The following is a 14,111-nucleotide window of genomic DNA, read 5'->3' as shown; positions in this document are numbered from 1 at the left end:
AAATAAGTAACTAATGTTATTATATTATCTGTAACTAACTTAATTACAACTTTAGGAGGAAGATATGGTTATTCAATTTTTAAGAGAAAACAAAGCAGTTTCTTTTGTATTAGCAGTAATTCGAGTATATCTTGGTTACACATGGTTAATGGCAGGAATCGGTAAACTACAAGGAAAAGGATTCGATGCAACAGGTTATTTGCAAGGGGCAATTGAAAAATCTAAAGGTGCACAACCGGCTGTTCAATCTTGGTGGGCATCATTCTTACAAGAATTTGCAATTCCAAATGTAGATTTGTTTAATACACTTGTAACATGGGGAGAAATTTTAGTCGGAATTGGTTTAATTGTAGGCTGTTTAACAAAAACAGCGGTCTTTTTTGGCCTTGTAATGAACTTTTCCTATATGTTTAGTGGGTCAATTGGTGTGAACCCTGAGATGGTTATCTTATCTATGTTTGTTCTTGTTTCCGGTATGAACGCTGGGAAATTTGGAATGGATGGCTTCGTTATCCCGAAAGTATTAGGATCAAAAACTCAAAAACGCCAAAAGCAAGCTGCTTAATATATGAAAACGGGTATCTCAAAATGAGATACCCGTTTATGTTATTTTTCAACTTTGATCGGATTGTTCTTAAAGAAATCTTTTACATACCCGACAAATTCTTGTGGTTCTTGGCGAAATGGTGCATGATAACCTTTTTCAATAATATGTAAAGTGCTATTTTTTAAGAATTGATGATACGTTTCTCCTTCTTTCCAGGATACGCTACTATCATTTCTGCCCCATATAATTAAAGTTGGCTGTTTTATTTCATTTGCATTAATTTTAAGACGTCTAGGCCATAATTTCATTTTATTATAATGCTCTTCATCATTACGTTTGAATTTCACTTTGCTTTCATCATAATCTGTAATAGAAGAAACGGCATTTAAATCAGTCGACAATTGTGGTTTTGGTGAGCCTTGTTTATTAACGAATGTATGAGGGCCACCTGTAGCATCAGTTAAAATAAGGTGAGTAACTGCTTCAGGATATAAATATGTTAAATTTAGAGAAATTTCTCCCCCCATGGAATGCCCCAGTATTGCGAATGAATCATACCCAAGTTTTTTCATTAATTTATAATACAAATTTGCATGAGTTGGAAAAGAATAATAAAAATCCATTGGCTTAGATGAGCGCCCGAATCCTAAAGCATCTACAGAAATAATTGTATGATCTTTTGCTAAATCGGAATAAATCTTTTGAAAACCATCTGATGACCCTCCAAAGCCATGAATCATAAGTAAAGGTGGTTTTTCATTACCAATCTTTTTAAAGTAAATGGTTTGACCATCTATTTCTACCATTTTTTCCTCGGTAGCTAGTTTCGCTGTAATTGTATTTTTAACTTGTTTTACTTGTTCTACTGGCTTTTCTGCTGCACTACATCCTACTAATAGTGTAAGAGTAAGACAACCTACCATAAAATAGCTAAATCGCTTCAATTAGGTGTCTCCTTTCTAACATAACGCTGTATCTATCATAGCAAATAGCATATTACGATTTCCAGGAAGTTGGCTACCATTTTTTATCATAAGAGGTGAAAGGAGCGTTTCTTGGAAATTTTCTGTTTGAAGAAATTTACGGAATGTAAATTGTGAGTGTGGGACATCAATTCGTACTATACCATTCCAACATTCACATATCTTTTTTAATAATTGAATAGCATCTTCTTCTTGCTTGGCGATAAGTGGATTGATACATAATATATTGCCCTTTTGTATGCATAATGAAAAAGCTTCTATACAGTTATTTCTTTCAATTTTAAAAGAGTGTACGGCCCTTGGTAATAGCAAAGAGTAAAGTAGAGAACGATTCATACCAGTTGCAATTTGATCCAGAGAAGTAAGAGATATAAGGTCTTCTTCTTGTACTTGTTGTAAGTGAGAAGGGTACGTCTTAATAGTTTGCTTTTCAAAACGATGAATCGTTGTTGCTGTTTGAAATCCGCATGATGTGTATAGAGGTTCGCCAGCTTTTGTCGCAATAAGTGCAGTGGGTTGTTTTGGATGAATTTGTTCCAAGCAATGATTTAGCAACATGCGCCCTATTCCGCGTCCTTGAAAATTAGGGTGAACGATTAACATACCAATGGAAGCGAAGTTACTTGTAAAGGGAAATACTCCTCCAGTCGCAATGAGTTTGTTTTCATGAATGTAACCTACAAGTGTGCCGATAGAAAGATACATTTCGAATTGTTTTTTCATAAAAATTTCATCGTGTAACCATCCAACAGATTTGCAAAGATTAAGTAATTCAAAAATAAAAGACTCATTTAGCTTTACTATTTTCATAAAGGCTCACCGCATTTCTATTTATTTTCATAAACATAGAGTCAAAATGTAAAAAAAGAGATTTACGTTAAATGAAATCCAACTTGTTTATATTTAAATTGTAAAGGGCGGAATGATTGATACAAAAAGACAAACTTATACAAATTATAACTGATATTTACATAAGTTAACAAAAAATTTACATACAGCTAATTTTCTCTTAATAGTCTTCCATTAAATTTGATAGTGGGAAATGAATAACCTAATTAGGGGGACAAGACAGTGAAAAAGTTTGTGAAAAAAGCATGGCCATTTGCAGTTGTGGCATCATTAGCAGTTACTTCGGTAGCAACATGGAATTTTACTCGTTCTAGTGAGGTTAATGCAGATGAGAACGGAAGCAATGCAAAGATTAAAAATGTTATCGTATTAATTGGGGATGGTATGGGCCCTTCATATATGACGGCTCACCGTTATATGAAAGATAATCCAAAAACCTTTGAAATGGAATCTACAGAATTTGATAAGCATCTTGTAGGAACACAAAAAACATACCCAGAAGATGAACATGAAAATATTACAGACTCTGCATCGGCAGCAACAGCTATGTCAGCAGGAATTAAAACATATAATGCTGCAATTGCAGTTGATAATGATAAAGCGGAAGTGAAAACAGTTCTTGAGCAAGCGAAAGAAAAAGGGAAATCAACGGGACTCGTTGCAACTTCTGAAATTACACATGCAACACCAGCTGCTTTCGGTGCGCATGACATTAGCCGTAAAAATATGGACGCAATTGCAAATGATTATTTTGATGAGAAAATTAAAGGGAAGCATAAGGTAGATGTTATGCTTGGCGGCGGCGTAAAGAACTTTGTTAGAAAAGATCGTAATCTTACAGAAGAGTTTAAGAAATCTGGTTATAGCTATGTAACGGATCGAGATCAATTGTTAAATGATAAAAATGATCAAATTCTTGGTTTATTTGCACCAGGTGGATTAGATAAAACGATTGACCGCAATGAGAAAACACCTTCATTAGAAGAAATGACTAATGCAGCAATTGAGCGTTTGAACAAAAATAAAAATGGTTTCTTCTTAATGGTGGAAGGAAGTCAAATCGACTGGGCTGGACATGATAATGATATTGTTGGTGCAATGAGTGAAATGGAAGACTTCGAAAAAGCTTTCAAAGCAGCGATTGAGTTTGCAAAAAAAGATAAAAATACGTTAGTTGTTGCAACGGCAGATCACGCTACTGGTGGCTTATCTTTAGGTGCCAATGGCGAGTATAACTTTAAAGTAGATCCAATTAAAGCTGCAAAACGCACACCAGACTTTATGGCAAATGAGATTGCAAAAGGTGCAAATGTAGAAGAAACATTGAAAAAGTATATTGATTTACAATTAACTCCAGAAGAAATTCAAGCTGTAAATGATATAGCTCCGTCAAAAGATGTAACAAAGATTGATAATGCAATTGAAGATATTTTCAATAAGCGCTCGGTTACAGGCTGGACAACAGGTGGACATACAGGGGAAGATGTGAACGTGTATGCATTTGGTCCAGGTAAATACTTGTTCTCTGGCGTTCAAGAGAATACAAATATAGCGAAACGTGTCTTTGATATTGTTGGCGGTGGCGATCCGAATAAAGGAAGACGCTAATTAAGAGCGAAAGTGAGGCGGAATGCCTCACTTTTCTTTTTAGGAGTTGGGAATATGGGAAAAATATTTAGAAAATTAAGGTTACTTTTAGTGTTTGTAGTACTACTAGTTGGATGTCAACAAGAAGAGAATAATGTAGCACAAAAATCTACTACTAAAAAAACTGAGGAAAAGGTACAAATAACAAAAGAAGAAGAGAGATCTATTCAAGATGTTATTCATACATTTGTGCGAACGACGAATGAAAAAAATCTTGCAGAACATATGGAGTTATTTTCAAAGAAGATGCCTAGTGCTGAAGACTTAAAAACACAAAAAGAAGCCGCATTTCAAAAGGGAAATAAGAAAATTGAATTGGAACATATAGATATGAAAGTTAGTAAAGTAGGGTATGTTATTGTTGAAACGAAAGAAAAGGAAGTAGACGACAGTATTACTCTTCAAAAGAAAGTACAGTATGCTCTTGGAAAAGAAGAGGAGAAATGGAAGATTGAAGAGGTTCGAACGATAGAGAAAAAATAATGTGAAACTTTAATAAGTGTGGAGTCGTACTTCCCAAAAATGATAGAAAAAAGGTTCTCATTGGCGAGAACCTTTTTTATAGTGGTAGCATAATTTGATTTGAGCATGCCTCAATATCATCAATATCTTGACGAATAGTGGCCATTTTATTATCCAGATCTTCAGCTTTCATTGCTGCATCATGTAGTTCATCTTTTAAATACTCCGGTATTTTCCCTTCATATTTATAATAAAGTTTGTGTTCTAAACTTGCCCAAAAGTCCATTGCCAGTGTACGTAACTGAATTTCTGCAAATACATCTTTTGTACCAGAATTTAGTGATAAAGGGTATTTAATGATCATGTGTAAACTTTTATATCCGTTTCGTTTTGGGTTAGCGATATAATCTTTTACTTCTATGACTTCCATATCTTCGCGTTTTTGAATGACTTCTTTCAAATGATAGATATCTTCTACGAAGCAACATGTAATACGAATACCAATAATATCTTGTAAATGTGTTTGAGCATTTTCAACTGTTGGTAATAAGCTTTTGCGCTCTAGTTTTTTAATAATACTTTCAGGTTGTTTTAGTCTTGTTTTTATATGTTCAAACGGGTTGTAATCCTCTAGAAATTGAGCTTCCCGGTTCATAATTTCAAATTTAGTTTTTAACTCTTCTAAAGCAAATGTATATGGTAATACAAAAGCTTTCCAGTAGTTAACTGTTGATTGATTATATTCCATTTATATACACACCTTTTCCTATTTGCAAGTGAGGTCGTTATTATACTAAATACCAAATCATATAAGCGCAAGCAGCAAATGATGAGATCATAAAGCGATATTTAGTTTTCATACTTTCAACTCCTTTCGAGTAAGATTTTATATAAATAAACGTGATTGTTAATAAGTTCACTATGTACAGTTTCTATAGTAATAGATTCGTGTGAATTTCGTATGAACTAATTGTTTCAGCTTTTTGTCTTTTTTGCTGTTAATCATAATTATTATTCGATTTAAAGTATTTTTATTTGATTTATCTATTTGGATAAATTAATGTATATTTAAATTTACAGTTATCGAGGAGGATATATGGTGAACTTTAAAGAATTAGCAATTGCTAGACGTTCTGCAATGAAATTTATACAAGGTATAGAAATCTCTGATGAGGATTTTAAAAAAATATTTGAGTTAACTAAGCTTTCTCCATCTTGCTATAATTTGCAGCACACACATTATGTTGTAATTCGTGATCAAGAGCGAAAAGAAAGATTAAAAGAATTAGCTTTTGGTCAATATAAAGTATCGAGTGCATCAGCGGTAGTGCTCGTTTGTGGTGATAAAAAAGCATACCAAAATGTTGAAAATATTTACTTCGGTATGAAAGTTTTAAAAATGATTGATGAATGTGAATATGAAGATACAATTAGGCAAACGAAAGGTTTATATGAAGGAAAAGGAGAGCGTTTCATGGAGGATGAAGCGATTAGAAATGCTTCGTTAAGCGCGATGACTTTTATGTACGCAGCTAAATATTATGGCTATGATACATGTCCAATGATTGGTTTCGATGAAAAAGCAGTACAAAGTGAATTGAAGATGCCGGAGCATATAGTACCTGTTTTAATGATTACGATAGGAAAAAGTGATACGACTAAAACTCGTCCACGAGGATATCGAAAGCCGATTAGTGAGTTTGTTACATACGAATCGTTTTAATAAAGTGAAACTTTTAATCAGTGGGGGTCTTACTGCCCGTTAATACGGGAGAAAATTTATTTAACTATAAAAACAAGGGGATTCTAAATGGAATCTTCTTGTTTTTGCAATTGACAAATAGAATGAAGTTTTATAATATATAAATCGTAATCATTACGTTTTAGTTGCGATCTTTGAAAGAAAGGAGAAATAAATATGCGTGTAAATATTACATTAGCTTGTACGGAGTGCGGCGATCGTAATTACATTTCTAAAAAAAATAAACGAAACAATCCAGAACGCATCGAACTAAAAAAATATTGTCCACGGTTAAAGCGAGTAACGTTACATCGTGAAACGAAGTAGAAGACTAGAGATATCTCTAGTCTTTTTTGTTAATAAATTTTAGTTTTCTTTGTTATAATTACCTTAAATTGTAAGATTGAGGAGGAGAATAATGAATCAAAAAGATAAAGAGAGAAAAGAGCGAGTGGCTCATATTATTGATATTCCAGGTGATTATAGGCTTGTTGTAGATGATCAAGAAGGGGTTGATGACCCGTATCATTTATTGTGGTGGGCACATAAAGATGATGAGGAGAAACAGATACAAATTACATTAAATAGACATACTGGTAATTTAATTGAATTTAGGATAGATGATGAAAATTCTTTTTCAAGTGGCAAGGAAGCGATAGAGGAGAAGAAGGCAAGAGAGATTGCAAATGCGTTCTTGAAAAAATATACAAAAGAAGGATATGAATTCTATACATATGTAACGGTTAAGGACGACAGGCGCGGTTGGAAAGAAGTAAATTATATGCAAGAAGTGAATAGCTATCCATTGCCGAATACAGGGTGCGTTGTGCGAGTGCACCCTTCAGGTAATGTTGTGCATTTTCATTACAATGGACAAAAAGCTATAGAGAAAAAACCGTTATGGCCAAGTGAAATTGTTGAGGAGAATATCGTTTTAGAAAATTTGAAAGCTAGACAAGATATGAGACTTGTATTTGTAGATTTAACATACTCTTCATGTGAGTATGAAAGCGGGGAAGAAGTAAAAGGGTACCATCTTGTATATGAACCAGAGCCTAGTCATGCGTTTATTGATGCAAGTACAGGTAAAGATTTATTTGGACCAGATCATTATAAATTACCTTCGGCTGTAGCTGTTGAAAAATCGAAAAAAGGTAACGAACGAGGTGACGTATTCGAATTATTTGACTGGAATAAAGAAGGTTTTACAAAAGTAGATGAGACAGAAAATGATGATGAAATAAGGATGAAATTTGTTCCGAAAGAGGAATTACAAAAACAGAAAGAAGAAAAGGATCCATATTTAATGAATGAATTCTTTAAAAAGCATTTACCGATGTTGAAATATAATAATTTAGTTAGCGTTAAAATTGATAAATTAACCAATGAATTAACTGGTTTTATAAAACTGACAGATGATAAAGAAGTAAAGCAAATACTGTCTAGAGAGGAATGTTTACAAAAAGCACTTCAATTTTTAGAACGAGTTATTCCAGATATCACACAATATCTGCGTCTTTGGGAGGAACGTGAAGAAGCAGAAGATGGGATTGAAAGATTTATCTTTTCTGTATATATAAATGATATTCCGGCAGAGTATAACCAATTTATGATTAACATCAATGCAGAAAATGGTGCTGTTATGCACTACTCGGGGGAGTCTAGCAACTTTATTAAAGAATTGCTCACATATGAAATAACACCAAAAGTAACTAAAGAAAAAGCGTTAGAAATATACAGAGAGGCTATCCGAGTTAAATTAGAATGGTTTTTAGATCATGATGCAGAGGAAACGAAATACAAACTACTTTACAAACAAACGACAGATGAAAAACATAAAGAACCTTTTAATTGTAGGCGGGAAATTCGTTATATTGATGCCCAAGCGGGGAGAAAGATTTGGAGTAAGTAAAATAAAAAGAGTTATTTTTCAAAGAAAATAACTCTTTTTATTTTTATACTTTGCCTGTTCGTTTTTCAAAAGTAAATGTGATAGGAAGATTGGAATGAGAACTATCACTTTTAAATATTACTTTCCATTCTTTAGTATGGGCTTTAATTTCAAAATTAAGAAGATTCATCGCTCTACGTTTATCTATTTCTAAAAACATATTATGAATCTCTGGTTCTTGCTGTAAATTAAGAGCCTTTAGTGTGACTGTAAATGTGAAAAAATTCTGCCCTTCATATACTACTTTTGATATTTTTGTTTTTTGTTTATTTAACAGCACATAAAAACGGTCTGATGGAGTTAATTGTACAGAGTCATCAGTAATTTCATTCTCGCTATTATGAAGTTCAACTAAGTAAGATGTACTATGGGAAGAATCTTTTTTGCTTGTAATCTGTAATTCAGTAGGAATCATCGGTATTTCATAAAAATCATTCCTTATTATGTTGTTGTAATCCTCTGAAAATTTACGAACTTCTTTTGGAAAAGAGTCTTCTTGTGTACTTAAAAAAGTTTTGTTTTGCTTTGGAATTTTTTTACTAAAATTTAATGTTTCTTTAAAGTAATAATTGGATCCAGTTAAAAATAAACAACTACAGATTAATAAAAAAATTCGATACGGATTTTGAAAGTGAAAGAATAATAGTATACATGTAATAATTCCAATTACATAGAAAATAAAGATAAGTAGTTCTAGTTTTGAGTGAAAGGAGAAACCATAGTTATGAAAAAATTTTATTCCAGTTATAATTTGAGCTCCAAAAAATAAAGAAATTCCAAATTGAAAAAATAATAAATCAGGCCCTCTTTTAATAACAAAAGTAATGAACGAAATGAAAAGTAAAAACACCCCTAAATAAATTGTTACATTTAATAATCGTTCTAATGTAATCATGAATAGTGTCCCCTTTAATAGCATATTCATATATAAATAACAATTTTATTTAATTATAATATAACGATAAAATATTTTAAATGTTAGAAGTGTTGAGTTTTATAAATAAACTGTACAGACACAAACAACCTCACGCCCACATACACATAATAAAGACCACTATTTTGGCGGAGGTGAAAGGTTTGAGTCTATTCGCCGCAATTGGATATATGGTTCGAGAAGTGTTTGTCTTTGTTTCTTATGTGAAGAACAATGCGTTCCCGCAGCCGTTATCATCAGATGATGAGAGAAAGTACTTAGAGTTAATGGAGCAAGGTGATGCTCAAGCGAGAAATCTTTTAATTGAACATAATTTACGGCTTGTAGCTCATATCGTTAAAAAATTTGAGAACACAGGAGAAGATGCAGAAGATTTAATTTCAATTGGTACGATCGGGCTCATTAAAGCGATCGAGAGCTATTCTGCAGGAAAGGGAACGAAGCTTGCGACGTATGCAGCACGCTGTATTGAAAATGAAATTTTGATGCATTTACGTGTACTAAAGAAAACGAAAAAAGATGTTTCACTTCATGATCCGATCGGGCAAGATAAAGAGGGCAATGAAATATCGCTTATTGATATATTAAAATCAGAGTCTGAAGATGTAATTGATATGATTCAGCTTAGTATGGAGTTAGAAAAAATTAAAGAGTATATCGATATTTTAGACGAAAGAGAAAAAGAAGTGATTGTGAAACGTTTTGGACTTGGGCTAGATAAGGAGAAAACACAGCGGGAAATCGCTAAGGCGCTTGGTATTTCTAGAAGCTACGTATCACGGATTGAAAAGCGTGCTTTAATGAAAATGTTCCACGAGTTTGTAAGGGCAGAGAAAGAGAAAAAAGCGAAAGAGTAAAGTGTATTAGAAGCAGCCATATTTAAAATGGGCTGCTTTTCTTATTGTAAATAAGAAAAGAAAACGCGTTATGCTAAGAAGAAATACATGTTCACTGTTGAAAATGACGGATTCTATCTGTAATATTAGAAGGTGCTAAATAATTTAAGAATAATACCATACTTAGTTTTCTGTATATATAATAAGGCTGCTTTATATGATATGTGGGAATAAGAACCAATTTTACATATGATATAGAAAGAAAAGAAGGGAAAACTAAAGTTATAGACTGATTAGGGGGTTTCGCAATTTGCGACGTACATTATATCGACTTATGATAGAACTTACAAATGGTCGCTTTACTTCTTATATATTACGTAAATTTGCACAATCTCGTTTGAGCTCTATCATTATTCCATCGTACGCGAAAGTTTTTCAAATTAATCAAGATGAGATGGAAAAGGGTTTGAAGGAATATAGAACATTGCATGAATTATTTACGCGTAAGCTAAAAGAAGGAAAGCGTAGTATTGATACAGATGCATCGAGTATCGTTAGTCCTGTTGATGGTGTTTTTGCAGATCATGGTCCTATTGAGGATGCAAAAACATTTGATATTAAAGGAAAGCGCTATTCAATTGTGGATATGCTAGGTAATGAAGAACGTGCAACGCGATATGCAGGCGGTACATATATGGTAATTTATTTGAGTCCAAGTCATTATCATCGCATTCATAGTCCGCTTTCTGGTTCTGTGACTGAAAGATTTGTACTCGGTAGAAAATCATATCCGGTAAATGCAGCTGGTATGGAATACGGGAAAGAACCACTGTCAAAAAATTATCGTTCTGTTACAGAAGTAAGCAGTGATGGCGAGCATATGGCTCTTGTAAAAGTAGGTGCTATGTTTGTTAATAGTATCGAGCTTTTGCATGAGAGAGACACTGTTCAAAAAGGTGAAGAAATGGCATACTTTACATTTGGTTCAACAGTTGTGTTATTGTTTGAAAAAGATATGATAGAAGTAGTGCAGGAATTAAAGAGTGGACAAGAGCTTCGTCTTGGTGAAAAAATAGCTACTCGCTTAGCTCATAAATAAAGAAAAGCTTTTATAACCGTAAGTAAGAGTTATGGGCAAAGATACTTAATGATGAAATCCCCTAGATGGGAGTACTTGTTTATTCGAGAGCCATCGTAGATGGCTCTTTTTACAAGGCATCTAATAATTTATCCTGTAACTGTTTGATTGGTAAGGGCTGATTAAACTTTCACTTTATATGTAATCAAGATGATTTGACAAGCTTGTCCTCTAATGAGCGTCTAATGATTTCTTGTTTTATAAGTAAAATGAAGTCGGGATTTAATTTTAGTTCTTTTGCTTTATAATAAGACTCAGTGAGTAACTCAGTGGATAACTGTTCCATATGTTTTGTTTTCAAGGTGAGTCACCTCCTAATAATATAAGGATTGATTCGTTGATGCATTTAATGTACCAAAAAAATATGACAGTCACAAACGAGTGGTTATCCACATAACTAGGTGGATAAAGTGTGTATAGTTTGTTAGTAAATTCCAAATTAACTGAAAAATTAATGTGGAAAATGTGTACAATTTTATCCACAGGTTATATATCGAAAAATGTTGTCGAAAAATTTTATGAAAAATCCTCAAAGAGGTGAAAGAAATTGAAACTATTTTTACCAAATGAATATGTGAAAAATGTATATCATGTTCAACCAGAAGATTTAAAAAAACGTGGGATTAAAGGCGTTATTACTGACTTAGATAACACTTTAATTGAATGGGATCGTCCCAATGCAACGCCACAACTTGAAAAATGGTTCTTGGAAATGAAAGAGCAAGGCATTCAAGTAACGGTCGTTTCAAATAATAATGAGCAACGTGTGAAAGATTTTGCTGATCCATTAGGTATTCCATTTATTCATAGTGCACGTAAACCATTTGTTCGCGCATTTAAGCGTGCGATACAAGAGATGCGTTTGCAGCCAGATGAAGTTGTAGTAATTGGAGACCAGTTACTGACTGACGTGCTTGGTGGAAACCGAGTAGGCCTTCATACAATTTTAGTTGTACCGGTAGCACAAACGGACGGATTAGTAACGCGCTTTAATCGAAAAATTGAACGAAGAATTATGAAAAATATGAAGAAAAAAGGTTTAATTAACTGGGAGGAATAAAGTTTGACTGAAACAATTAAATGTATTGGTTGCGGTGTAGAAATTCAAACAGAAAATAAAAACGAAGTGGGGTATGCTCCTGCCTCATCTTTAGAGAAAGAACAAGTCATTTGTCAACGTTGTTTTCGCCTGAAGCATTACAATGAAATTCAAGATGTATCGTTAACAGATGATGACTTCCTACGCATTTTAAATGGAATTGGAAAATCAGATGCATTAGTAGTCAAAATTGTAGATATTTTTGATTTTAATGGTAGCTGGTTACCTGGCTTACATCGTTTCGTAGGGAATAATAAAGTATTACTTGTTGGAAATAAAGCTGATTTAATTCCAAAGTCAGTAAAACATGATAAAGTAAAACATTGGATGCGCTATAGTGCAAAGCAGCTAGGATTAAAACCAGAAGATGTCTTTTTAATTAGTGCAGCGAAGGGACAAGGAATTGCTGAACTAGCAGATGCTATTGAGTATTATCGCGGCGGCAAAGATGTTTATGTTGTTGGATGTACGAATGTAGGGAAATCGACATTTATTAATCGTATGATTAAAGAATTTAGTGATGAGACTGAAAATGTAATTACAACATCTCATTTCCCGGGAACAACACTGGATTTAATTGATATTCCATTGGACGAAGAGTCTTCTTTATATGATACGCCAGGTATTATTAACCACCACCAAATGGCTCATTATGTTGGAAAGCAAAGCTTAAAGCTTATTACACCAACAAAAGAAATTAAGCCGATGGTATTCCAATTAAATGAAGAACAAACGTTATTCTTTAGTGGATTGGCACGTTTTGATTATGTAAGTGGTGGTCGTCGTGCATTTACTTGTCACTTCTCGAATCGCTTAACAATCCATCGTACAAAGCTTGAGAAAGCAGATGAATTATATAAAAATCATGCCGGGGATTTACTAAGCCCACCAACGCCAGAAGAATTAGCAAATATGCCTGAGCTAGTGAAATACGAATTTAATATTCGTGAACCTAAAACGGATGTTGTATTCTCTGGATTAGGATGGGTTACTGTGAACGAACCAGGAGCAAAAATTGTTGCACACGTACCAAAAGGAGTAAGTGTTTCACTACGTAAATCTTTAATTTAATATGGAGAGGGATTTATGAAACAATTATATGGTGTAATCGGAAATCCAATTGGACATTCATTATCACCCGTTATGCATAACGATGCATTTGAACACTTGAATATGGATGCCCATTATCATGCGTTCCTTGTTGAAGAGGAATTGCTAGGGGAAGCAGTAAGAGGTTTAAAAGCATTAGGTATTTCAGGATTTAATGTAACAACTCCGCACAAGGTTGCTATTATGGAGTATTTGGATGAGATTGACCCATTGGCAAGGAAAATCGGTGCAGTAAATACAGTGGTTCATAAGGATGGAAGATTAATTGGCTATAACACAGACGGGATTGGTTTTGTTCGAGCGCTGCAGTCAATTAGTAATGAACCACTTCAAGGGAAACGTATTTTGTTACTTGGTTCAGGTGGTGCTAGCCGAGCTATTTATTTTTCTCTTGCTGATGTAGGTGTAAAAGAGATTGATGTAGCCAATCGTACAGTAGATAAGGCGAAGGAACTTATTGCTGCACGTACGGCCGATGTTAATTCTGTTGCTTTGTCGTTAGAAAAAGCGACAGAAGAACAAGGAAATTATGATATTATCATTCAGACGACAACGATAGGTATGCATCCGCACGTAGAATATACGCCATTACAAATTTGTTCGTTAAAAAAAGGAACGATTGTATCAGATATAATTTATAATCCATTTGAAACGAAAATTTTATGTGAGGCAAAAGAGCAAGGTGCAATCATTCAAAATGGTATTGATATGTTTGTTTATCAAGGAGCACTTGCATTTGAAATGTGGACAGGACGCACGCCAAATATCGAGAGAATGAAACAATTAGTTATAGAAAAGCTTGGAGGCTAACATA

16 protein-coding genes are annotated in these 14,111 nt (G+C 33.6%); 11 read left to right on the top strand and 5 right to left on the bottom strand.

The genetic code is table 11. From position 1 onward, the window contains the following. Positions 1-64: 64 nt before the first annotated feature. Complete coding sequence (locus MKY21_RS21895) at positions 65-565, top strand: DoxX family protein (protein WP_000236612.1); 501 nt, start codon at positions 65-67, stop codon at positions 563-565. 41 nt (positions 566-606) lie between these two features. Here MKY21_RS21895 and MKY21_RS21890 read toward each other — a convergent pair whose 3' ends face one another. Both MKY21_RS21890 and MKY21_RS21885 read right to left on the bottom strand, forming a co-directional pair. Beyond that, positions 607-1,491 carry an alpha/beta fold hydrolase gene (locus tag MKY21_RS21890; protein ID WP_000819810.1) on the bottom strand — a complete coding sequence of 295 codons (885 nt, stop codon included), beginning with the start codon at positions 1,489-1,491 and terminating at the stop codon, positions 607-609. 15 nt (positions 1,492-1,506) lie between these two features. Then, positions 1,507-2,340: a GNAT family N-acetyltransferase gene (locus tag MKY21_RS21885; protein WP_044795873.1), complete on the bottom strand. Its 834-nt coding sequence runs from the start codon at positions 2,338-2,340 to the stop codon at positions 1,507-1,509. Positions 2,341-2,601: 261 nt separating this feature from the next. Between MKY21_RS21885 and MKY21_RS21880 the strand changes: the two genes are divergently transcribed. Together MKY21_RS21880 and MKY21_RS21875 are read left to right on the top strand one after the other, a co-directional pair. Beyond that, positions 2,602-3,987: an alkaline phosphatase gene (locus tag MKY21_RS21880; RefSeq protein WP_098616182.1), complete on the top strand. Its 1,386-nt coding sequence runs from the start codon at positions 2,602-2,604 to the stop codon at positions 3,985-3,987. A 54-nt stretch (positions 3,988-4,041) separates the two neighbouring features. Next, entirely contained in the window at positions 4,042-4,509 is a 468-nt protein-coding gene (locus MKY21_RS21875) for a hypothetical protein (RefSeq protein WP_016118645.1), read from the top strand. A 76-nt stretch (positions 4,510-4,585) separates the two neighbouring features. On the opposite strand, the gene MKY21_RS21870 is transcribed toward MKY21_RS21875, so the two are convergent. Next, a complete protein-coding gene (locus MKY21_RS21870; RefSeq protein ID WP_000456230.1) occupies positions 4,586-5,236 on the bottom strand; it encodes a GTP pyrophosphokinase in 651 nt (216 codons plus the stop codon). A gap of 348 nt (positions 5,237-5,584) precedes the next feature. Here MKY21_RS21870 and MKY21_RS21865 point away from each other — a divergent pair, with 348 nt between their 5' ends. The 3 genes from MKY21_RS21865 to MKY21_RS21855 all read left to right on the top strand — a co-directional run bounded on the left by MKY21_RS21865 (position 5,585) and on the right by MKY21_RS21855 (position 8,141). Then, on the top strand, positions 5,585-6,211 hold the full coding sequence (locus MKY21_RS21865) for a nitroreductase family protein (protein ID WP_061663047.1): 627 nt from the start codon (positions 5,585-5,587) through the stop codon (positions 6,209-6,211). 195 nt (positions 6,212-6,406) lie between these two features. After that, entirely contained in the window at positions 6,407-6,556 is a 150-nt protein-coding gene (rpmG, locus tag MKY21_RS21860; protein ID WP_001265617.1) for a 50S ribosomal protein L33, read from the top strand. Positions 6,557-6,647: 91 nt separating this feature from the next. Continuing rightward, complete coding sequence (locus MKY21_RS21855; RefSeq protein ID WP_016118643.1) at positions 6,648-8,141, top strand: YcdB/YcdC domain-containing protein; 1,494 nt, start codon at positions 6,648-6,650, stop codon at positions 8,139-8,141. A 43-nt stretch (positions 8,142-8,184) separates the two neighbouring features. On the opposite strand, the gene MKY21_RS21850 is transcribed toward MKY21_RS21855, so the two are convergent. Further along, positions 8,185-9,105 (bottom strand): hypothetical protein, encoded by a 921-nt coding sequence (locus tag MKY21_RS21850; protein ID WP_098616183.1) that lies wholly within the window; start codon positions 9,103-9,105, stop codon positions 8,185-8,187. Positions 9,106-9,257: 152 nt separating this feature from the next. Here MKY21_RS21850 and sigK point away from each other — a divergent pair, with 152 nt between their 5' ends. Next, entirely contained in the window at positions 9,258-9,971 is a 714-nt protein-coding gene (gene sigK / locus MKY21_RS21845; protein ID WP_000051382.1) for an RNA polymerase sporulation sigma factor SigK, read from the top strand. A 289-nt stretch (positions 9,972-10,260) separates the two neighbouring features. Further along, positions 10,261-11,049, top strand: a complete 789-nt coding sequence (locus MKY21_RS21840; protein WP_001254992.1) for a phosphatidylserine decarboxylase — start codon at positions 10,261-10,263, stop codon at positions 11,047-11,049. Positions 11,050-11,233: 184 nt separating this feature from the next. On the opposite strand, the gene MKY21_RS21835 is transcribed toward MKY21_RS21840, so the two are convergent. After that, entirely contained in the window at positions 11,234-11,389 is a 156-nt protein-coding gene (locus tag MKY21_RS21835) for a sporulation histidine kinase inhibitor Sda (protein ID WP_000850094.1), read from the bottom strand. A gap of 246 nt (positions 11,390-11,635) precedes the next feature. Between MKY21_RS21835 and MKY21_RS21830 the strand changes: the two genes are divergently transcribed. From MKY21_RS21830 to aroE, 3 genes are read left to right on the top strand one after another with little or no spacing between them, the layout of a single operon-like run. Further along, a complete protein-coding gene (locus MKY21_RS21830) occupies positions 11,636-12,148 on the top strand; it encodes a YqeG family HAD IIIA-type phosphatase (protein WP_000765314.1) in 513 nt (170 codons plus the stop codon). A 3-nt stretch (positions 12,149-12,151) separates the two neighbouring features. Then, a complete protein-coding gene (gene yqeH / locus MKY21_RS21825) occupies positions 12,152-13,258 on the top strand; it encodes a ribosome biogenesis GTPase YqeH (protein ID WP_000140799.1) in 1,107 nt (368 codons plus the stop codon). A 15-nt stretch (positions 13,259-13,273) separates the two neighbouring features. Continuing rightward, positions 13,274-14,107, top strand: coding sequence for a shikimate dehydrogenase (gene aroE / locus MKY21_RS21820; protein WP_000812077.1), 834 nt, complete (start codon positions 13,274-13,276; stop codon positions 14,105-14,107). Positions 14,108-14,111 lie beyond the last annotated feature (4 nt).

Source organism: Bacillus sp. FSL R9-9497 (genome assembly GCF_038005805.1).
Classification (GTDB): Bacteria; Bacillota; Bacilli; order Bacillales; family Bacillaceae_G; genus Bacillus_A; species Bacillus_A cereus.
Note: the sequence above shows the minus strand (reverse complement) of the source record. Positions and strands in the feature narration are given on the sequence as shown.

Bases quoted from the DNA above. Each gene is read 5' to 3' on its own strand.
- MKY21_RS21895 (WP_000236612.1), top strand. From the start codon at position 65: ATGGTTATTCAATTTTTAAGAGAAAACAAAGCAGTTTCTTTTGTATTA.
- MKY21_RS21885 (WP_044795873.1), bottom strand. From the start codon at position 2,340: ATGAAAATAGTAAAGCTAAATGAGTCTTTTATTTTTGAATTACTTAAT.
- MKY21_RS21875 (WP_016118645.1), top strand. From the start codon at position 4,042: ATGGGAAAAATATTTAGAAAATTAAGGTTACTTTTAGTGTTTGTAGTA.
- MKY21_RS21870 (WP_000456230.1), bottom strand. From the start codon at position 5,236: ATGGAATATAATCAATCAACAGTTAACTACTGGAAAGCTTTTGTATTA.
- MKY21_RS21865 (WP_061663047.1), top strand. From the start codon at position 5,585: ATGGTGAACTTTAAAGAATTAGCAATTGCTAGACGTTCTGCAATGAAA.
- rpmG (WP_001265617.1), top strand. From the start codon at position 6,407: ATGCGTGTAAATATTACATTAGCTTGTACGGAGTGCGGCGATCGTAAT.
- MKY21_RS21855 (WP_016118643.1), top strand. From the start codon at position 6,648: ATGAATCAAAAAGATAAAGAGAGAAAAGAGCGAGTGGCTCATATTATT.
- MKY21_RS21850 (WP_098616183.1), bottom strand. From the start codon at position 9,105: ATGAATATGCTATTAAAGGGGACACTATTCATGATTACATTAGAACGA.
- aroE (WP_000812077.1), top strand. From the start codon at position 13,274: ATGAAACAATTATATGGTGTAATCGGAAATCCAATTGGACATTCATTA.